Source organism: Paraburkholderia silviterrae (genome assembly GCF_004353915.1).
Taxonomy (GTDB): Bacteria; Pseudomonadota; Gammaproteobacteria; order Burkholderiales; family Burkholderiaceae; genus Paraburkholderia; species Paraburkholderia silviterrae.
Map to the genome: position 1 here is coordinate 1 of NZ_SMRP01000004.1, position 18,317 is coordinate 18,317.

Annotated in this window: 18 protein-coding genes; 4 read left to right on the top strand and 14 right to left on the bottom strand. The window is 66.2% G+C overall.

Annotated features, from left to right (window positions below; all coding sequences use genetic code 11):
- The 11 genes from EYW47_RS10385 to flhD all read right to left on the bottom strand — a co-directional run.
- Nucleotides 1-459 (bottom strand): response regulator (locus tag EYW47_RS10385; protein WP_133194784.1); only part of this gene is annotated, 459 nt, incomplete at its 3' end.
- 5 nt (nucleotides 460-464) lie between these two features.
- Complete coding sequence (cheD, locus tag EYW47_RS10390; RefSeq protein ID WP_133194785.1) at nucleotides 465-1,283, bottom strand: chemoreceptor glutamine deamidase CheD; 819 nt, start codon at nucleotides 1,281-1,283, stop codon at nucleotides 465-467.
- Nucleotides 1,280-2,254 (bottom strand): CheR family methyltransferase, encoded by a 975-nt coding sequence (locus EYW47_RS10395; RefSeq protein ID WP_133194786.1) that lies wholly within the window; start codon nucleotides 2,252-2,254, stop codon nucleotides 1,280-1,282. The genes cheD and EYW47_RS10395 overlap by 4 nt, the downstream gene beginning before the upstream one ends.
- Complete coding sequence (locus tag EYW47_RS10400) at nucleotides 2,251-2,433, bottom strand: hypothetical protein (protein ID WP_133194787.1); 183 nt, start codon at nucleotides 2,431-2,433, stop codon at nucleotides 2,251-2,253. The genes EYW47_RS10395 and EYW47_RS10400 overlap by 4 nt, the downstream gene beginning before the upstream one ends.
- A 99-nt stretch (nucleotides 2,434-2,532) precedes the next feature.
- A complete protein-coding gene (locus EYW47_RS10405) occupies nucleotides 2,533-4,449 on the bottom strand; it encodes a methyl-accepting chemotaxis protein (protein ID WP_133194788.1) in 1,917 nt (638 codons plus the stop codon).
- 204 nt (nucleotides 4,450-4,653) lie between these two features.
- The gene (locus tag EYW47_RS10410) at nucleotides 4,654-5,193 is read right to left on the bottom strand and encodes a chemotaxis protein CheW (RefSeq protein ID WP_133194789.1); all 540 of its coding nucleotides are present in this window, start codon (nucleotides 5,191-5,193) and stop codon (nucleotides 4,654-4,656) included.
- A 117-nt stretch (nucleotides 5,194-5,310) separates the two neighbouring features.
- Nucleotides 5,311-7,731, bottom strand: a complete 2,421-nt coding sequence (locus EYW47_RS10415; protein WP_133194790.1) for a chemotaxis protein CheW — start codon at nucleotides 7,729-7,731, stop codon at nucleotides 5,311-5,313.
- A gap of 54 nt (nucleotides 7,732-7,785) precedes the next feature.
- Nucleotides 7,786-8,160 carry a response regulator gene (locus EYW47_RS10420; protein ID WP_133194791.1) on the bottom strand — a complete coding sequence of 125 codons (375 nt, stop codon included), beginning with the start codon at nucleotides 8,158-8,160 and terminating at the stop codon, nucleotides 7,786-7,788.
- A 98-nt stretch (nucleotides 8,161-8,258) separates the two neighbouring features.
- Complete coding sequence (motB, locus tag EYW47_RS10425) at nucleotides 8,259-9,377, bottom strand: flagellar motor protein MotB (RefSeq protein WP_133194792.1); 1,119 nt, start codon at nucleotides 9,375-9,377, stop codon at nucleotides 8,259-8,261.
- An 89-nt stretch (nucleotides 9,378-9,466) separates the two neighbouring features.
- Nucleotides 9,467-10,327, bottom strand: coding sequence for a flagellar motor stator protein MotA (gene motA / locus EYW47_RS10430; RefSeq protein ID WP_133194793.1), 861 nt, complete (start codon nucleotides 10,325-10,327; stop codon nucleotides 9,467-9,469).
- Between the two features lie 577 nt (nucleotides 10,328-10,904).
- Entirely contained in the window at nucleotides 10,905-11,213 is a 309-nt protein-coding gene (gene flhD / locus EYW47_RS10435; RefSeq protein ID WP_377785267.1) for a flagellar transcriptional regulator FlhD, read from the bottom strand.
- Nucleotides 11,214-11,832: 619 nt separating this feature from the next.
- On the opposite strand from flhD, the gene EYW47_RS10440 reads away from it, so the two are divergent.
- Nucleotides 11,833-12,900, top strand: coding sequence for a glycosyltransferase family 4 protein (locus EYW47_RS10440; RefSeq protein WP_133194795.1), 1,068 nt, complete (start codon nucleotides 11,833-11,835; stop codon nucleotides 12,898-12,900).
- Between the two features lie 205 nt (nucleotides 12,901-13,105).
- Here the strand turns inward: EYW47_RS10440 and EYW47_RS10445 are convergent, their stop codons facing one another.
- The gene (locus tag EYW47_RS10445) at nucleotides 13,106-13,402 is read right to left on the bottom strand and encodes an H-NS histone family protein (RefSeq protein WP_133194796.1); all 297 of its coding nucleotides are present in this window, start codon (nucleotides 13,400-13,402) and stop codon (nucleotides 13,106-13,108) included.
- Between the two features lie 282 nt (nucleotides 13,403-13,684).
- Here EYW47_RS10445 and aqpZ point away from each other — a divergent pair, with 282 nt between their 5' ends.
- Together aqpZ and EYW47_RS10455 are read left to right on the top strand one after the other, a co-directional pair.
- A complete protein-coding gene (gene aqpZ / locus EYW47_RS10450) occupies nucleotides 13,685-14,431 on the top strand; it encodes an aquaporin Z (RefSeq protein ID WP_133194797.1) in 747 nt (248 codons plus the stop codon).
- A gap of 169 nt (nucleotides 14,432-14,600) precedes the next feature.
- Nucleotides 14,601-15,326: a histidine phosphatase family protein gene (locus EYW47_RS10455; RefSeq protein WP_240763634.1), complete on the top strand. Its 726-nt coding sequence runs from the start codon at nucleotides 14,601-14,603 to the stop codon at nucleotides 15,324-15,326.
- Nucleotides 15,327-15,507: 181 nt separating this feature from the next.
- Here EYW47_RS10455 and EYW47_RS10460 read toward each other — a convergent pair whose 3' ends face one another.
- Together EYW47_RS10460 and EYW47_RS10465 are read right to left on the bottom strand one after the other, a co-directional pair.
- Complete coding sequence (locus tag EYW47_RS10460; protein ID WP_133194798.1) at nucleotides 15,508-16,332, bottom strand: Cof-type HAD-IIB family hydrolase; 825 nt, start codon at nucleotides 16,330-16,332, stop codon at nucleotides 15,508-15,510.
- A gap of 59 nt (nucleotides 16,333-16,391) precedes the next feature.
- Complete coding sequence (locus EYW47_RS10465) at nucleotides 16,392-17,276, bottom strand: glucosamine kinase nucleotide-binding domain-containing protein (protein WP_133194799.1); 885 nt, start codon at nucleotides 17,274-17,276, stop codon at nucleotides 16,392-16,394.
- A 120-nt stretch (nucleotides 17,277-17,396) separates the two neighbouring features.
- On the opposite strand from EYW47_RS10465, the gene EYW47_RS10470 reads away from it, so the two are divergent.
- On the top strand, nucleotides 17,397-18,086 hold the full coding sequence (locus EYW47_RS10470; protein ID WP_377785238.1) for a DNA-3-methyladenine glycosylase I: 690 nt from the start codon (nucleotides 17,397-17,399) through the stop codon (nucleotides 18,084-18,086).
- Nucleotides 18,087-18,317 lie beyond the last annotated feature (231 nt).

The window sequence follows — 18,317 nt, forward strand, 5'->3', positions numbered from 1 at the left end:
GGCCGCAGCGGCCGCAGCGGCCAGCGCGGGCGCTGGCGCACGCGCGGCCGGGCGCACGCGGGCGCGCGCAGCCGCGCGCACCTTGTCGGCGAGTTTTTCGGCGTATTCGAGCATGCCGTCGCGAATCCCCACTTTCGGCTTGGTCACGAAGTCGACCGCGCCCAGCTCCAGCGCGCGCAGCGTGATTTCGTTGCCGCGCTCGGTGAGCGAGGAGACCATCACGACCGGCATCGGCCGCAGGCGCATGAGCTTCTCGAGAAAGTCGAGCCCGTCCATGCGCGGCATTTCGACGTCGAGCGTGAGCACGTCGGGGTTGTGCTGCTTGATGAGCTCGCGCGCCACGAGCGGGTCGGGCGCGGTGGCGACGACGGTCATGTCCGGCTGGCCGTTGATGATCTCCGTCATCAGGCTGCGGATCAGCGCCGAATCGTCGACGCATAGAACCTTGATTTTCTGCACAGCGTTCACGCCTCCTCTACTGTCCTGGCGTTGTCTTGACCGGATGGCCGCACGGCCGGGGACGAACCCGCACCGAACAACTCGATGCGCGAGCGCGCCGGCTGCGGCGCGGATGATGCAAATGCGTTGCTATTGGCGTTGGCGGCGACGCTGCCCAAGCTGCTCGAACTGCCCGAACTGCCGCTGCGCGCCGCGCTGCCGAGGCCGAACAGCTCCACGCGCGCGCGTGCTCGCGCGAGCCGCTCGGCGCGCGCTTCGGGTGTTTGCCGCGCGAGTTGCTGCTCGCGCTCGGTCACGCTCGCCTCTTGCAGGCGCAGCTTCTTGACCATGACCTGACCCGTGCGCGGCAGGAACGCCACCTTGCGCGGATGCGAGCCCTGCAAGTCCTCGGCGACGATGCGGATGCTCTCGGTCGCCAGATAGCGGCGCACGAACGCGGCGTTGCGGTCGCCGATATTCATGGTCGTCATGCCCGCGAGCACGGCCGCGCCGCCGAACACCTTCGCCTCGAAGCGCTCGCGCCGCCCGCCCGCCTTGATCAGCTCGTTGATGAGCACTTCCATCGCGTAGGCGCCGTAGCGCATCGCGTCGGAAGCGGCGGGCAGGGTGTTGTTCGCGTCGGCGCCGTCGTCGGGCAGCATGAAGTGATTCATGCCGCCGATGCCCGCCGTGCGGTCCTGGATGCAGGCGGCCACACACGAGCCGAGCACGGTGACGAGCACCATGTCGTCGTTCGTGGTGAAAAACTCGTTGGGCAGCAACTTTACGCCGGGGCGCTGGAAGTGCGAGTCGAAATAGCGGTTGGTCGCGACCGGCAAACTCATGCGATCGCTCCCATCGGTTCGGCCTTCGCGCCGTGCCTCGGCGCCGCCACCCCACCCTGCGCGCGCTCGTACACGGTCTGGCCGCGCAGGCGGAATGCCTGCGTCACATACGTGAAGTTCTCCGAATGACCCGCGAACAGCAAGCCGTCCGGCTTCACCAGCGGCTCGAAGCGCGCGAGCACCTGGGCCTGGGTCGGCTTGTCGAAGTAGATCATCACGTTGCGGCAGAAAATGGCGTCGAACGTCGTGCGCAAGCCGTAGTCCGCGTCGGTGAGATTCAGTTGCTCGAAGCGGATCATCTGGCGCAACTCCGGGCGCACCTTCACGAGCCCCGCGTGCCCACCCGTGCCCTTCAGGAAGAAGCGCTTCAGGCGCTCCTGCGAGAGATGCTTCACCTGATCGAACGCGTACACGCCCGCGTCCGCTTTCGCGAGCACCTGGGTGTCGAGATCGGTGGCGAGCACGCTCGCCTCGCGCGCGGCGCGCTCGCCGAGCGCCTCGATCAGCGTCATCGCGATCGAGTACGGCTCCTCGCCCGTCGACGCCGCCGAGCACCACACCGAGACCTGCGAGCGGCGCTTCACGAACTCGGCGAGGATCGGGAAGTGATGCGCCTCGCGAAAGAACGCCGTCAGGTTGGTGGTGAGCGCGTTCGTGAACGCCTCCCACTCGCTCGCGTCGTTGCGCTGCTCGAGTTCGTCGAGATACGCGCGGAAGCTGTCGTGCCCGAGCGCGCGCAGGCGCCGCGCGAGACGGCTGTACGCCATGTCGCGCTTGTGGTCCGACAGCGAGATGCCCGCGCGGCGGTGGATCAGCGCGCGGATGCGCTCGAAGTCGGCTGGCGTGAATTCGAAATCGCGCGCGCCGCCGTCGCCCAGCGAGGCCGGCGCGGCTGGCGCGGGCGAGCGGGACGCGTCGCCGCGCTCGGCCCGGTCCGTGCGATCGGTGCGGGAAAAGCGCAGCGCCTTCATGACGCCGCTCCTGCGCGTCGCGCGTGCGCCGCCTCACTTGCCACCACCGCCAGCGCCGCCCCGGAACAAGCCGCGTGGCCGCCCGCCTGCAATGCGTGCGGCGCGTGCGCGGCGTGCAGCGCCAGCGCCGCCTCGTGGGCCGCGTTGCGGTGCGAATCCTGCCGTCCTTGTGCGCTCATGTGCATTGCCATGCTCGTTACTGTGCTGATTGTCGCGTCAGTTTTTGCGTGTGCCGGCCCGCTCGGGCCGGGTCTGCTGGGTCCGCCGGGTCGGCTTACTCAGAACGTTTCCCAGTCGCCATCGTCCTTCACGGACGCCGCCGCGCTTACCGCTTGCGGCTCGACACGCGCCGCGGCGGCCAGCCGTTGCCTGGGCCTCGCCGCAACCGCACTCGCCCCCGCGCCTGCATCGGCCGTCGCCGCGGGCTTCGCGCTCGCGCCCGCCGCGCCGGCTGCCGAAGACAACGTGCGCCTTGCCGCCGTAGCGGCGGCGGCCGGCGCCGCCTTGATCTCGGGCTTCACGGCATGCGCGCTCGCCGCCGCAGCGGTGGACAAGGGCGCCGCGCCCACTGAGCCCGCCGCACGCACCGCGCGCGTTTCTCCGCCATCACCGCTGTGGCCGATATGGCTGCTATGGCCGCCGCCATTGGTACGCCACGTCGCCAGCACGGTTTGCAGATTGCGCGTCTGCTCTTCGAGCGACGCAGCCGCGGCCGCCGCCTCTTCCACGAGCGCCGCGTTCTGCTGCGTGACGGTGTCCATCTGCGTGACCGCGCGGTTCACCTGCTCGATGCCGCCCGACTGCTCCACCGAAGCCGCGCTGATCTCACCCATGATGTCGGTCACGCGGCGCACGGCCTGAAGGATTTCCTCCATCGTCGTGCCTGCGCGGCCCACCAGCTCCGATCCGCTTTGCACCTTCTGCGCCGAATTGTTGATGAGCTCCTTGATTTCCTTGGCCGCGCTCGCGCTGCGCTGCGCGAGGCTGCGCACCTCGCCCGCGACCACGGCGAAGCCGCGGCCCTGCTCGCCCGCGCGCGCCGCTTCCACGGCCGCGTTGAGCGCGAGAATGTTGGTCTGGAACGCGATGCCTTCGATCACGCTGATGATGTCCACGACCTTCGCCGAGCTCGTGGCGATGTCCTGCATCGTGTCGACGACTTCGCCCACCACGACGCCCCCTCGCGTCGCGATATCCGACGCGTTGACCGCGAGCTGGCTCGCCTGGCGCGCGTTCTCGGCGTTCTGGCGCACGGTGCCGGTGAGCTGCTCCATGCTCGACGCCGTCTCCTGCAGCGACGCGGCCTGCTGCTCGGTGCGCTGCGAGAGGTCGGTGTTGCCCATGGCGATCTCGCGCGCGCCCACGTCGATCGAGCCCGCCCCCGTATGCACGGCGGTGACCAGCGTCACGAGGCTTTCCTGCATGCGCTTGACGCCCGCGAACAGACGCCCCATCTCGTTCCTGCTGTACACCTCGATGCGCTCGGTGAGGTCGCCCTGCGCGATGCGCTCGAACGACTGCACGGCGTCTTCGAGCGGCTGCACGATGAGGCCGCGCAACGCGAAGCGGATCGCCACCACGATCACGAGCGCCACCGCGATCGCCGCGCAAATCAGCATGCGAAACACCGCGATTTCCGAGCGGGCGCTTTCCTCGCGCGCCTGCGCGCCGTCCTGCAACTGCTGGGCGATTGGCGCGGCCGAGTTGTCGTAGTCGACGAACATCGGGCTGATCTTCGTGTCGGCGACCGCGTGGTACGCCGCTTGATCGTTTGCACGCAGCGCCGCGAATTCGGGCTGCACGCCGTCTTGCAGCAAGCTCGCGTGCTTCGCGTTGAGCGTGTCGAGCGCGCCTGCACCGATACCCTGCTTGGGCGCGGCCTGGAAGGCCTTCCACGCGTCGTTGGACTTGCCAAGCAGAAAATCGGCGCGGTCGATGACCTTCTTCGCCTCGTCGTTCTGGCCCGCCGCGTAGAGCGAATTCACGCGGTCGAGCGAGACGCGCGCGCGCAGCAGATACGACGACGAATCGCTGAGCGCATGCGTCGCGACAATGTCGCCGCGCGCGATCGTGTAGAGCGAGTCGCTCGCATTGCCGAGCGCGACGAGCCCGAGCGCGCCGACGAGCCCCGTCAGCGCCAACAGAATGACTCCGACGCCCGTGAGCGTCGTGCGGATCGACCACCTGTGCAACATCTCGTTTGCTCCTGTCTTGTGCGGCGATTGCGTGCGAAAGGCATGGCGGTGCGCCGCTCTCTGCCGCGCTGATGACTGCCCGCGCCGGCGGCTTTCCGCTCTTCCTTTTTCGCGGGCCTCGCGGCCCGCCCCCCGTGGCAACCTTGCTTCTTGCCTTAGCCTGCTGTATTTCAGCCGATGAGCTTCAGCCGGCGAAACCGGCGCTCACGCGCTGATCGCTTCGATCAGCGCCATCTCGCGGCTGGTCATGAGCTTTTCGATGTCCATCAGGATCAGCATGCGGCCATCCACGGTGCCGAGCCCGGTGAGGTACTCGGTCGTGAGCGTCGCGCCGAACTCGGGCGCGGGCATGATCTGGTCCTGCTGCAGCGTGAGCACGTCGGACACGCCGTCCACCACCATGCCCACCACGCGATGCGCGACGTTCAGGATGATCACGACGGTCTGGTGGTCGTACTCGACGCGGCCCAGATGGAACTTGATGCGCATGTCCACGATCGGCACGATGATGCCGCGCAGGTTGATCACGCCCTTGATGAACTCGGGCGCGTTCGCGATGCGCGTCACGCTCTCGTAGCCGCGGATCTCCTGGACCTTGAGAATGTCGATGCCGTACTCTTCCGCGCCGAGCGTAAAGACGAGGAACTCCTGCCCGCCTGCATCGGCTTGTTGCGCGTCGCGGCGGTGCGCGCCAGCTACGGCGCCCTGCGCGCCGTAACCCTGGATGGATTGGACTTCTGCCACGTTAGCCCCTGAACGGTTGGGAAATGCCTGGTTGATCCGTGCTGCTGCTCTTGCTGCTGCCCGTACATCTCTGCTCAATCTGCCGTGCGCCTTCGCACCCGGCCTGCTTTGCCGCGCTTACGCGAATTCGGCAAACGCCCCCGCGTTTTTGGCCGCACTCGCGCCGGCATGAGCGCCCATGCTCACGCCGTGCGAAGCGCGCGTCTCGCGGTTGAGCGCGGCCACGTCGACGATCAGCGCGACGCTGCCGTCGCCGAGGATGGTCGCCGCCGAGATACCGTGCACCTTGCGATAGTTCGTTTCGAGGTTCTTCACGACCACCTGCTGCTGGCCCACGAGCTCGTCGATGAGCATCGCGAAGCGTCGGCCCTCGGTCTCCATGATGGTGACGATGCCTTGCGTGGGGTCCGTGCGCGCGCCTTCCACGCTGAACACCTGGTGCAGCGCCACGAGCGGCAGATATTCGCCGCGCACGCGCACCACGCGGTCGCCGTTGGTGACGGTGTAGATGTCTTCGTGACGCGGCTGCAGCGACTCCATGACGAAGTTCAGCGGCAGGATGAAGATCTCGTTGCCGACCTTCACCGACATGCCGTCGAGAATCGCGAGCGTGAGTGGCAACACGATGCGCGTCGTGGTGCCCTTGCCCGCGTGCGAGGTGATCTCCACGTGGCCGCCCATCGACTGGATGTTGCGCTTCACGACGTCCATGCCCACGCCGCGGCCCGAGACGTCCGTCACCTGGTCGGCGGTCGAGAAGCCCGGCATGAAGATGAGGTTCCAGACCTCTTCGTCGCTCATCGTTTCGCTCACCTGCATGCCTTGCTTGAGCGCCTTGGCGAGGATCTTGTCGCGGCGCAGGCCCGCGCCGTCGTCGCTCACCTCGATCACGATGTTGCCGCCGTGATGCGCGGCGGAGAGCACGAGCTGGCCCGTGCCGTCCTTGCCGGCGGCGCGGCGCGCCTGAACCGTTTCGATGCCGTGGTCGAGCGAGTTGCGCACGAGGTGCGTGAGCGGGTCGATGATGCGCTCGATGAGGCTCTTGTCGAGCTCGGTCGCCTGGCCGAAGGTGACCAGCTCCACTTCCTTGCCGAGCTTCGCGGCGAGATCGCGCACGAGACGCGGGAAGCGGCTGAACACGTAGTCCATCGGCATCATGCGGATCGACATCACCGCTTCCTGCAAGTCGCGCGCGTTGCGCTCGAGCTGCGCCATGCCGTTGAAGAGGCGGTCGTGCAGGGCCGGGTCGAAGCTGCTGGTGGTTTCCGCCAGCATCGCCTGGGTGATGACGAGCTCGCCCACGAGATTGATGAGCTGATCGACCTTTTCCACGCCCACGCGAATCGAGCTGCCTTCGGACGATGCGGCCGCCGCTGCGCGCGGCTTGCGGTCCTGGTCCGCGGCTGCCGGTGCGGCGGGCGCGGGCGCTGCGGGCGCAACGGGCGCGCTCGCTTCGGCCTGTGCTTGCGGTGCCGGCGTGGGGGCAACGGCAAGCGGCGCCGCGACAGCCGGCGCGGCCTGCATCATGGACTCAACCGCAGGCACGGGCGCGGCTGCGGATGCAGCAACGGCGCTCGCCTGCGCAACAGGCGCGGCGCTGGCCTCGCCTTGCGGAGCGGCACCGCGGCCGATCACGATCTGGCTTTCGTCGATCACGAAGCAGCACACGGCGACGATGTCGTCGGCGGACACGTCGGTTTCGAGCCAGAGCGTGAGGTCCTCGCCGTTCTTCATCTGGCCGAGAACGCGGCCCAGATTGCCAAGCTCTTCGGCGAGCAGCTCCTGATCCTTCGCGCCCACGCTGCGCAACGTGATGCGCAGGTGCGGACCTTCGGCCCCGCCTCCCGCCGCGCCCCCTGCCGGGCCAGCGGCGATCGCCTCATCCACCACGTGCTCGGGAACGCCGGGCGTCGCCACGCCGGGCGTCGCTACGTCGGGCGTCGCCACGCCTGCGTGCGCGGCCATCGCGGCGGGCAGGTTGGCTTCGAATGCGGCTTCGAGATCTTCTTCGGAATCGACTGCGGGCGCGGATGCAAACACAGGCGAAGCGACGCCCGGCGTAGCGACGCCCGGCGCAGCCACAACCGGTGCGGCAGCGGGCGCAGGAATGGGCGCAGCGGCAACCGGCGCGGGCGCGGCAAGGCCGCGGCTTTCCGCGTAGAGCTGCTCGAGCTTGGCGCGCACGGCGGCAGCGGCCGACGCGTCGGGTTCCGCGCTCGCGCGGTAGGCCGCGAGCTGGTCGGAGAGCACGTCCTTCGTTGCGAGGAACGTATCGATCATGTCCTTGCGCAGCACGAGCTCGTTGTTGCGCGCGCGGTCGAGCAGCGACTCCAGGATATGGGTCGTCTCGGTGAGCGCCGTGAAGCCGAACGTTGCCGCGCCTCCCTTGATCGAATGCGCCGCGCGGAAGATCGCCGCCAGATCCTCGGGATCCGGCTGGCCGACGTTCAGGTTCAGCAGGAGCTGCTCCATTTGCGCGAGCAGCTCGTCCGCTTCGTCGAAAAACGTCTGATAAAACTGAGTGATGTCGAGAGTCATTGCTCTTTCACCGCGATAATTGCGTGGCCGGCGCGCGGCGCTGGCCCGCGCGCCTCATGTATTCGTTTCGCCCAGCGCGCTCGCCAGATCGACGAGCAGCTCCGGGTCCACCGGCTTTTCGATCCAGCCCGTCGCGCCTGCATCGCGCACCGCCGCCTTGAAGCCTTCGTCCGACTCCGTGGTCAGCACGAGGATCGGCGTTGCCAGGTAAGACGGATTCGCGCGCAAGCGCTTGATCAGGTCGAGCCCGCCCATGCGCGGCATGTACAGGTCGGTGAGCACGAGATCGAAGCGCTGCGCGAGCGCGTGCTCGAGCCCGTCTTCGCCGTCGTTGGCCACCGTCACTTCGTAACCCGCCGATCCGAACGCCGCACGCAGGATCTCCCGCATGGACGCCGAATCGTCGATCGCCAGAATATTTCTGATCATTCCTTCCTCGTTCGCGCGCTTTGACTTCGCGCCCTTTCACTCTTCCGCCCTTTCGCCCTTGCACCTTTTCGCTGCACCGTCGCCGTTCGTCGCGCGCCTCACGGCTCCAGCGGCTTGCCCGGCATACCGGGCGCCGCGGGAGCCAGCACCGGTGCGACCGACTCCGCCACGGGCGTGAGCTTCATGCCCGCCGGCGCAGTGCCGGGCAACTGCGCGGGCGGCACCCGTTGCGCACCGCCCGCGCCAGGCGCGAGACCCGGCAGCTGGCCCGGCAGCAGCGTCTTGCCCGAGCCCGCCGCGTCGTCGGAGAGCGTGGTGGTCGTGGTGTCGTCGTGCATCATTGCGTCTTCGGACTTCTTGTTGAGGACGATGATGCTGATGCGGCGGTTCTCCGGATCGAGCGGATCGGCCTTGTTCAGGTTCTGCGTGGAGGCGAGGCCGAGCACGCGCAGCACCTTCGATTCGTCCATGCCGCCCGCGATCAGCTCGCGGCGCGACGCGTTCGCGCGGTCCGCCGAAAGCTCCCAGTTGCTATAGCCCTTCTCGCCGCCCGCATAGGGCACGGCGTCGGTGTGGCCCTGCACGACGATGCGGTTGGGCACGTCGTTCAGCGTCTTGCCGATCGCCTGCAGGATGTCGCGCATGTACGGCTCGACCACGTCGCGCGCCGTCGCGAACATCGGCCGCTTCTGCGAATCGACGATCTCGATGCGCAGGCCCTGCAGCGTGGAGTCGATGCGGATCTGCTGCCGGAACTGGCGCAGCACCGGGTTCGCCTCGATGGCGGCCATCAGCTTGACCTGCAGATCGTGCAGGCGCGCCTGCTCCATGCGTTCGAGCGAGCCTTCCTGCTTGCTCTGTGCCTGATCGTCGGCGTGCGCGACGGTACGGTCCGCATGCGCGCTCATGCCGTCGCTGCGGCGCGTGATGCCCTCCTCCTGCGAGGTGATGTCGCGCCCGCCGCCCTTCACGATGCTCGATTCCGTTGCGCTGCGATCGCCGCCCCAGAGCGTGATCTTGAGCGGCTGGTTGAAGTAATCGGCAATGCCGCGCAATTGCACCGTCGACGCCGACGAAAGCAGCCACATCAGCAGGAAGAACGCCATCATCGCGGTCATGAAGTCCGCGTACGCGAGCTTCCATGCGCCGCCGTGATGGCCGCCCTTCTTCGGCGCGGCGCGCTTCACCACGATGGCGCGGTCCTTGTTGCCGCTCATCGGCCGCTCCCCGTCTTCATTGCCTGGATCTCGAGCTTCTCGTGCTTCATGGTCGTCGCCGTCCTCGCCTCAATTCGCGTTGTTGCGCCTTACTTCGCCTTCACGCGGCGCACGTGCTCTTCGAGCTCCGTGAACGACGGACGCTCGGTCGAGAACAGCACCTTGCGGCCGAACTCGACGGCAATGGCGGGCGCATAGCCGTTCAGGCTCGCGAGGATCGTCACCTTGATGCACTGGAACATCTTGGTCGACTCGGTCACGCGCTGCTCCGCGAGGCTCGCGAGCGGGCCGATCAGGCCATACGAAAGCAGAATGCCGAGGAAGGTGCCCACCAGCGCCTGGGCGATCATCTCGCCGAGCACCGCGGGCGGCTTGTCGGCGGACGCCATGGTGTGCACGACGCCCATCACCGCCGCGACGATGCCGAACGCCGGCATCGCGTCGCCCACCTTCGAGAGCGCATGCGCGGGCGCCTCGCCTTCGGCGTGGTGCGTCTCGATCTCTTCGTCCATGAGGCTTTCGATCTCGAAGGCGTTCATGTTGCCGCCCACCATGAGCCGCAGGTAGTCGGTGAGAAATTCGACGATGTGATGGTCGGACAGGATCTTCGGGTACTGCGTGAAGATCGGGCTCTTCTGCGGATCGTCGATATCGGCTTCGAGCGTGAGCGTGCCTTCCTTGCGCGCCTTCGCGAGCAGGACATAGAGCAGCGCGAGCAGCTCCATGTACACGTCCTTGTTGTATTTGGCGCCCTTGAAGAGCGACGGAATGATGCGCAGCGTGGCCTTGATCGTCTTGATGCCGTTGCCGAGGATGAACGCACCGACGCCCGCGCCGCCGATCATCAACAGCTCCATCGGCTGCATGAGCGCGCCCAGATGGCCGCCCTCCAGCGCGTAGCCGCCGAAGACGCAGACGATCGTCACGAGTGTTCCCACGATAATCAGCACTGCCGGGTCCTCACTGGAAGATTGCGACGCGTGCCCCATCGGCCCGCGCCCTTGATTGGGTTTACGGCACCGGCGCGGAAAACTTTGAGATCGGGCAGAGGCGTGTTTATCGCAGGGGCAAACGTTTCAGGGCCGGCTCGGAAAGTCGCGCCGCACGGGCATGCCGACGGGTGGCCGGCGAGGACGTCACTAGCGGGATAGTTGGCCGCAATCTGTCGCTCTTTTTAGAGCCGCCGCCGATGGCCGGGCAACGCGGCCGCGAGCACGAATTGGATTGAAGCGGCAGGGTTGAAGCGCCAGGGTTGAAACGGCAGGGTTGATGCCGCGGGGTTGGATCGCCGGATATGGAGCGACAGGGTTGAAGCCACGGGGTTGGATCGCCGGGTATGGAGCGGCAGGGTTGAAGCCACGGGGTTGGATCGCCGGATATGGAGCGACAGGGTTGAAGCCGCGGGGTTGGATCGCCGGGTATGGCGCGACAGGGTTGTAGCCACGAGGTTGGATCGCCGGGTGTGGCGCGGCGTGGATCGGTCTGCGCGCATCAAGCGCAGCAGCCAGAATGGCACAGGCCGCCGGCTCAGCCGACCTGTTCGACACTCTGGCCGGCCATTAGCATGGCGGCGTGGATCTGCGCGGCTTTGCCCTTCTCGGCAAGCGCGCTCAGGATCGCGTGCTCGTCGAAGCGGAAGCGGCACAGGAGCTGGCTGGACGCGGCAAGGCGCGCGGTCTGCGCGGCGGTGAGCCGGGTCAGCGCGTCGGCCAGTTGCTCGGAGAGGCCCATGCGGAACATGCCGGCCGGCCGGTCTTCGCGAAGCAGCCGTTGCGCGAGCAACAGGTATGACAGATTGACTTCATTGATCTCGCTGAGCATGTCGCTTGGCGTCATCGCGCTCATGGATTCCCCCGAATTCGAAACCTAGCGGCTGGTCAAGCCTGTAACGGAAACGTTTGCTCGTTCGTCTTGATGCCAACAGGCGCGCGTTTGGCGCGCGGCAAGGCGAACGGCCCGTTTAGTGGTCGTCCACGCATTGTGGCGAGGGTGCACGCAAATGGAAATTGGACGGATGCCGCGACGCGTTGCGAGAAAAATTTCCCTTTTTATGTAGGAATTTTTCTGACAAGTCGAGAAAAAGAGAGATGGAAAGCTGCCCAAACGATGCTGATGGTATATTTTCCTAATCGTCTGTCGATTATAAAAGCCTTTTCATTGATGTGTAACGAATGTGCACACAGGGTCTGAACATATTGCCGTGCTCAGGCACGTGAATTGCGGATTGCCGCGCTCCCGCGCGTCGCGCTTTGCAAAGCGTGCTTACAGGGGGTGTTTCCCGCTGTAACAACATTAAGTGATTGCAAAACAACTCGTCTCGCGCATTCAAATGTTCATAATCGAGTCTCAGGGATAACCCGATACCGCAGTGCCCGCCTCAGCCGATTGCGCCTGACCGAGCACTTTTTGTTGTCAGTCGCACGACACGCGGCCAATGCCCAAGGAGATCTAGCCAATGCGAATCGCACAAATTGCGCCACTTTACGAAGCCGTTCCGCCGAAACTCTACGGCGGCACCGAGCGCGTCGTGTCCTACCTGACCGAAGCGCTGGTGGACCTTGGCCACGACGTGACGCTGTTCGCCAGCGGCGATTCGGTCACATCGGCCAAGCTCGAAGCCGCCTGGCCGCGCGCGCTGCGCCTCGACCCGACGATCCGCGACGCGCTCGCCCCGCACATCGTCCTACTCGAGCGCGTACGCCAAATGGCGCACGAGTTCGACGTGCTGCACTTTCACCTCGACTATCTGCCGTTCCCGCTGTTCTCGACGCTCGACACGCCGTTCGTGACGACGCTGCATGGCCGGCTCGATTTGCCCGAGCTGCAGCCGGTGTTCGATTCGTTCTCCGAGGCTCCCGTCATTTCGATTTCGGATTCGCAGCGCCAGCCGCTTGACCAGGCCAACTGGCTGAACACGATCTATCACGGCCTGCCGAAGAACCTGCTCACGCCGCAGACCAGCCGCAAGCCCGAATATCTCGCGTTCCTCGGCCGCATCTGCCCGGAAAAGCGCGTGGACACCGCCATCAAGATCGCCGCGCTCTCCGGCCTGCCGCTGAAGATCGCAGCCAAGGTGGACAAGGTCGACCAGGACTACTTCAAGACCGAGATCGAGCCGCTGCTTTCGCAGGCGCACGTGGAGTTCGTCGGCGAGATCAACGAAGCGCAGAAACCCGAGTTCCTCTCGGGCGCCAAAGCGCTGCTGTTCCCGATCGACTGGTCCGAGCCGTTCGGCCTCGTCATGATCGAGGCAATGGCGTGCGGCACGCCCGTGATCGCCTTTAACCGCGGCTCGGTGCCCGAAGTGATCGATCCGGGCGTGACCGGCTATATCTGCGAGGACGTCCAGGGCGCCGTGGCGGCGCTGCAAAACATCGACACGCTTTCGCGCGAAGCCATTCGCGCGCAGTTCGAGCGCCGCTTCACCTCGCACACCATGGCCAGTAATTATGTCGAAAGCTATTCGGCGCTGATCGAAGCCACGCGGCGTCCAGTGCTTCGCCGTGTCGCAGCCGCGGGCTGAATGCGCGGCATGCCTCACTTTGAGATAAAAAGGCAAAAAAAAGGCAGTGTGAATCGTTTGCGCACACTGTAATAGCCCGATTGCCCACAGCTAAAAAAGAGCCGCATGTTTCATGCGGCTCTTTTTATTTGGATAAACCAATACGCCGGGGCGGTTCCGCGCGGCTCGCCCGGCACCGTGCGACCTGACATTTACATAACGGCAATCAGGCGATCAAATAACGCTCGCGATTCTTGCCCGCAATCCATTTGGGCGGCTTGCCGCGCCCGCTCCAGGTCGCGCCCGTCTTCGGATCCTGATAGCGCGCGGGCAGCGGCGCCTTCTTGGGCGGGCGTCCGCGCTTGGCGGCCGCCGCAAAGCCGAGGTCCTGGGCCGACAGGCCGTACTCGACGATCTTCTCGCGGATCATTGCGATGACGTCGGCGATTTCCGTGCGCCGTGCTTCATCGGCCTGCGCCTGAAGTTTGGCGATCTGAGCCTTGAGTTCTGAATATTGCGACATACTCCCCCCCTTCATTGTCTATCTAACTGACTCGAACGCAGATTAGACGCAAATAAGAGAATTAGCAATCAAGGCTAATACTGCTTTATCGGGATATTGCGGCATTTAACGATTGCGTGCGGGAAGCCACACTCGGAACGCATCTACCGCAATAATGAGAGCAATTACTGCGGAATTGACAATCCTTCACACCCGCGCTTTTCGTGAATCCCTAGAATCTGGCATTTCCTGGCGCCGGCGCTTTCCCGGTTCCCGTCAAATATCTTTTCGAGGCATCACGAAATGCACTTATCCAAACGACTTCTTGCCGAGCTTTTCGGCACCTTCTGGCTCGTGCTCGGCGGTTGCGGCAGCGCCGTGCTCGCTGCGCATTTCGACGGCCCGGTGCAGGGGCTCGGCATCGGCTTTGTGGGCGTCGCACTCGCATTCGGCCTGACGGTGCTCACCATGGCATTCGCCATCGGCCATATTTCGGGCTGCCATCTGAATCCCGCGGTGAGCGTCGGTCTCATGCTCGCAGGCCGCTTTCCGGCGCGTGACGTCGTGCCGTACGTCGTCGCTCAGGTGATCGGCGCGGTGCTCGGCGCGGCCACGCTCGCCTGCATCGCCACCGGCAAGCCGGGCTTCGACCTCGTCGCGAGCGGCTTCGCCACCAACGGCTACGGCGATCACTCGCCGGGCCACTACGCGCTGGCCGCGGCATTCGTCTGCGAAGTCGTGATGACCGCGTTCTTCCTCTTCGTGATCCTCGGCGCGACCGACAAGCGCGCGCCCGCGGGCTTCGCGCCGATCGCCATCGGCCTGTGCCTCACGCTGATCCACCTGATCTCGATCCCGGTCACCAATACGTCCGTGAACCCGGCGCGCTCGACCGGCCCGGCGCTCTTCGTGGGCGGCGAGGCGATCTCGCAGCTGTGGCTCTTCTGGGTCGCGCCGATCATCGGCGCAGCGATTGCCGGCGTGGTCTACCCGATGATCGCGGGACGCCGCGAAGCCGTGGCGGAACTTCCGGCTCGCGTGCAGGCATAAGAGGACTCACGCGGTTCGATACACGGGCGCTTCGGCGCCCGTTTTTGTTTTTGCTTTCGCTTTTTGCGGACCTTTTCGCGCGCCAGCGAGATGCACGAGCACGCAAGCCGCCTGTGGCGGCGCTGCTAGAATCGGGCGACCCATTCATCTCGAATTCAAGGCGCACAGCATGAAGCGTTCACGACCTCCGCTGGGCCGCTTCACCGTTGCGATGAGACTCGACGCTCAGACGCTTCGCCCCCTGGCGCGCAGTGCTGCGATTCTGGCGACGCTGCTCGCGGCGGCCACCGGCGGCGTACTCGCGAGTGCGGGCACAGCGCACGCCGCAGGCACACAGGACATCGAAACACTGGTTTTCGTGCGTCACGGCGAAAAGCCTGCCGCAGGCCTCGGCCAGCTCGACTGCAAGGGATTGAACCGGGCTCTCGCGCTGCCCGCCGTGATTGCCGCGAAGTACGGCAAGCCCGATGCGATCTACGCGCCGGACCCGAGCGGGCAGAAGAACGACGGTGGGCAGACTTATTACTATGTGCGCCCGCTCGCGACCGTCGAGCCCACGGCCATCCAGTTCGGCCTGCCGATCCGGACGCCCTATGGCTATGCCCAGACCGACGCCCTCGAGAAAACGCTGCTCGATCCGGCGTGGCGCAACCGCACCGTGCTGGTCGGATGGGAGCACCGCGAAATCGAGACGCTGGTGCGCAAGATCGTGGCCGAGCATGGCGGGCAGGCAACCGACGTGCCCAAATGGAAGAGCGCCGACTTCGACAGCATCTACGTCGTGCGCATCGACTGGAGCGGCGCCACGCCGAGTGCGCGCTTCAGCCACGACCACGAGGGCCTCGACGGCCGGTCGGACGAATGCCCGTGTGCGGCGCTTCCCGCCGCGCAATAGGCGAGGCCTAAGGCAAACGGAACGGCCAGCGCCCCACGCCGAGGCTCCACGCTCACGCCAGCGATATGCGCCACCCGATACGCGAGACGCAATACGCGGCGCGGGCAGGCAGGCAGGCGGGCAGGCGGCAGGCAGCAGGCAGCAGGCAGCAGGCAGCAGGCAGCAGGCAGGTTAGTCTGGCTTAGCGCGCCAGTTCGTCGTCCAGCGCAAAGAGCTTGCGCAGGTGATGGGCGACGCCCGCCTCGAAGTTGTTGCCGATGCGCGGCACCTGAGGCAGACGCGCGATCAAGTCGGGATTCGCGTTGTTCATCATGAACGGATGACCGGCGGTTTCGAGCAGGTCAATGTCGTTCATGTTGTCGCCGAACGCCACGCAACGCGCAGCATCCACATTCAGACGGTCGAGCACGACACTCAACGCGCGCCCCTTGGAGACGCCCGCGACCATCACTTCCAGGCAATCGGGCAGGGAGTAGGTGATATAGAGCGCGTCGCCGAACTCACGCTCGAGATTGTGCTGAACGTGCGCGAGATCGACCGGATCGCCGATATAGAGCGCCTTGGCGACCCCCGCGCCGCCGAGCGCGCCGAGGTCCTCAGCGACGCGATACGTGAAGCCCGAATCCTGATGGTAGGCGAGCAGCTCGGGCGCATCGCGGTCGATGAACCATTCCTTGTCGGTAAAGAGGCTCACGATCACGCGGCCATGCGCACCCACAGTGTCCGGCGCGGCGAGGCGGCGCACGACGGCCTCGGGCACGTTGCGCGCGTGGATCAGCGCGTCGTCGGGGCCATGCACGCGCGCACCGTTCGACGTGATCAGGTAGGCGGGAATGCCAAGCAAGCCGCGGATGCTCGCCACGTCACAGTAATGGCGGCCGGTCGCGATGATGAACTGAAGCCCTTGTGCCTCAAGCTTCTTGAACGTGGCAACCGTAAACGGATCCAGCTGATGGTCGGCGTTGAGCAGCGTTCCGTCGAGATCGGTTGCGATGACCTTGTACATGGCTATCCGGGGGACTGGGGGAAACCCTCAATCCTAGCACCTGAAGGGGAGCGCAGGCGCTAAGCGCTGCCCAGCCGCTCGGCCTCGCGCCGTGCGAGCCGCAAGGCTCCACAGGTGGAGTCGGCGAGCGGCGCGCGCAGCCGCTCGCGCACGGCTTGCGGCACCCAGGCGGTGAGTGGCTGGCCGAGCCCGCCGGCGAGCGCCGCTGGCAACGCGGCTTCGGGATCGAGCGCCACGATCAGGCGCGCCACGGCCTCGCCAGCCTCGGCCAGCAGCTTCGCCACGAACGGGTGATCGCGGTGCGCGAGCACCACGGGCGCGAGGCTCGCGTAGGCGGTCTGGTTGGCCGCGCATTGCCAGACGATCAGGCTCTCGCGGTCGGCCGCGCCGATATGGGCGAGCAGCGCTCGCGAAAGCGCGTCGGGCACGACGCGGCCATCGAGCGACTGCTGTGCCCACACGATCGCGCGCAGGCCAAACCATGCGCCGCTCGCTTCATCGCCCGACGGAAAGCCGAAACCACCCGCAATGCGGCAGACGCCGTGCGCGTCGAGCACGGCGGCGATGCTGCCCGTGCCGAGCGCCACGACCACGCCGGGCTCGCCGCCGTGCGCGCCCAGCAGCGTCGTATAGGCGTCGCTCTCGACCGCGAGGCCCGCGACGGGCGGCGCCACGGCGCGAAACGCGGCGAGCCAGTCGGGATTGTTCACGCCCGCGAGGCCGCAGCCGAGCACGCAGCGCGACCAGTCGAACGCCAGCCCGGCTTGCGCAAAGGCGGCGCGCGCGCCTTCTTCGATCGACTGCCAGGCGCTCGCGATGCCGAGCCCGAGCCCTGACGGGCCCGCGGACGCACGCGCGAGTTCGGCGCCCTGGGGGTCGCCCAGCGCGACGCGCGTGCCGGTGCCGCCGCCATCCACGCCGATCAACCAGGAATATTTCTGCATGATGTTTGCCGCGCCGTGCGCGAGCCGTTGAGTTGAGGATTATCGGGCACTGAGTCGTGCCGCAGAGACTAACGGCTCAGCGCCTTTCGCACAATTGGCCGGATGGCCAGGTGGCGGAGCATGGCCAATCCGCTATCCTTGCCGGGCTACTCGCAAGGAGAACTCACCGTGACACACCGCTGCAACTGGGTAATGGCCGGCGCGTCGCCGCAGTATGTGCAATATCACGACGAAGAGTGGGGCGTGCCCTCGCGCGACGACCAGCACCTCTACGAAATGCTCGTGCTCGAAGGCGCGCAGGCGGGGTTGTCATGGTCGACGATCCTCAACAAGCGCGAGGGCTATCGCCGCGCGTTCGCCAACTTCGAGGTCGAAAAGGTCGCGCGCTTCACGCCTAAGCAGGTCGAAACTCTCATGCAGGACGCCTCGATCGTGCGCAACCGCGCCAAGATCGAGGCCGCCATCCTGAATGCGCGCGCCGTGCAGCAAATCCAGGCGGAGCACGGCTCGCTTGCGGCATTCGTCTGGTCGTTCGTCAACGACACACCCATCCAGAACGACCTTGCCTCGTATCGCGACGCGCCCACGTCCACCGATGTCTCCGACGCGCTCAGCAAGGCGCTCAAGAAGTATGGCTGCAAGTTCGTCGGCACCACGATCTGCTACGCGTTCATGCAGGCGGTGGGCATGGTCAACGACCATGAGCGCGACTGCTTCTGCCGCAAAACCTGCGCGGCGCTCGGCGGCGCCAAGCCCAAGGCCAAAGGCAAGGCCGCAGCCGCGAAGGCGCGCACGGCAGCCGGAGCCTGACTCGGCGATTAGTCCTGAAACAGCCCTGAATCGGGCAGGAACTCGCGGGGCCGGCCCAGATACAGGGTTGCACGAACCGTGGATCTGCGCGATTTCCTCCTGCCTTGGTGCGCGGCCTAACGGTTTTCTCGTGGCGCGCCGTTATAACTGACCACGGATACGTCCGGGTTTGTTGCACCGGTAGCAGGCGCAACACGGCGCTGCCCGCCGCGGGGAACGCGCGCCGCCAGG

Bases quoted from the DNA above. Each gene is read 5' to 3' on its own strand.
- cheD (WP_133194785.1), bottom strand. From the start codon at position 1,283: ATGAGTTTGCCGGTCGCGACCAACCGCTATTTCGACTCGCACTTCCAG.
- EYW47_RS10395 (WP_133194786.1), bottom strand. From the start codon at position 2,254: ATGAAGGCGCTGCGCTTTTCCCGCACCGATCGCACGGACCGGGCCGAG.
- EYW47_RS10400 (WP_133194787.1), bottom strand. From the start codon at position 2,433: ATGAGCGCACAAGGACGGCAGGATTCGCACCGCAACGCGGCCCACGAG.
- EYW47_RS10405 (WP_133194788.1), bottom strand. From the start codon at position 4,449: ATGTTGCACAGGTGGTCGATCCGCACGACGCTCACGGGCGTCGGAGTC.
- EYW47_RS10415 (WP_133194790.1), bottom strand. From the start codon at position 7,731: ATGACTCTCGACATCACTCAGTTTTATCAGACGTTTTTCGACGAAGCG.
- EYW47_RS10420 (WP_133194791.1), bottom strand. From the start codon at position 8,160: ATGATCAGAAATATTCTGGCGATCGACGATTCGGCGTCCATGCGGGAG.
- motB (WP_133194792.1), bottom strand. From the start codon at position 9,377: ATGAGCGGCAACAAGGACCGCGCCATCGTGGTGAAGCGCGCCGCGCCG.
- flhD (WP_377785267.1), bottom strand. From the start codon at position 11,213: ATGACGCCAAGCGACATGCTCAGCGAGATCAATGAAGTCAATCTGTCA.
- EYW47_RS10440 (WP_133194795.1), top strand. From the start codon at position 11,833: ATGCGAATCGCACAAATTGCGCCACTTTACGAAGCCGTTCCGCCGAAA.
- EYW47_RS10445 (WP_133194796.1), bottom strand. From the start codon at position 13,402: ATGTCGCAATATTCAGAACTCAAGGCTCAGATCGCCAAACTTCAGGCG.
- aqpZ (WP_133194797.1), top strand. From the start codon at position 13,685: ATGCACTTATCCAAACGACTTCTTGCCGAGCTTTTCGGCACCTTCTGG.
- EYW47_RS10455 (WP_240763634.1), top strand. From the start codon at position 14,601: ATGAAGCGTTCACGACCTCCGCTGGGCCGCTTCACCGTTGCGATGAGA.
- EYW47_RS10460 (WP_133194798.1), bottom strand. From the start codon at position 16,332: ATGTACAAGGTCATCGCAACCGATCTCGACGGAACGCTGCTCAACGCC.
- EYW47_RS10465 (WP_133194799.1), bottom strand. From the start codon at position 17,276: ATGCAGAAATATTCCTGGTTGATCGGCGTGGATGGCGGCGGCACCGGC.
- EYW47_RS10470 (WP_377785238.1), top strand. From the start codon at position 17,397: ATGGCCAATCCGCTATCCTTGCCGGGCTACTCGCAAGGAGAACTCACC.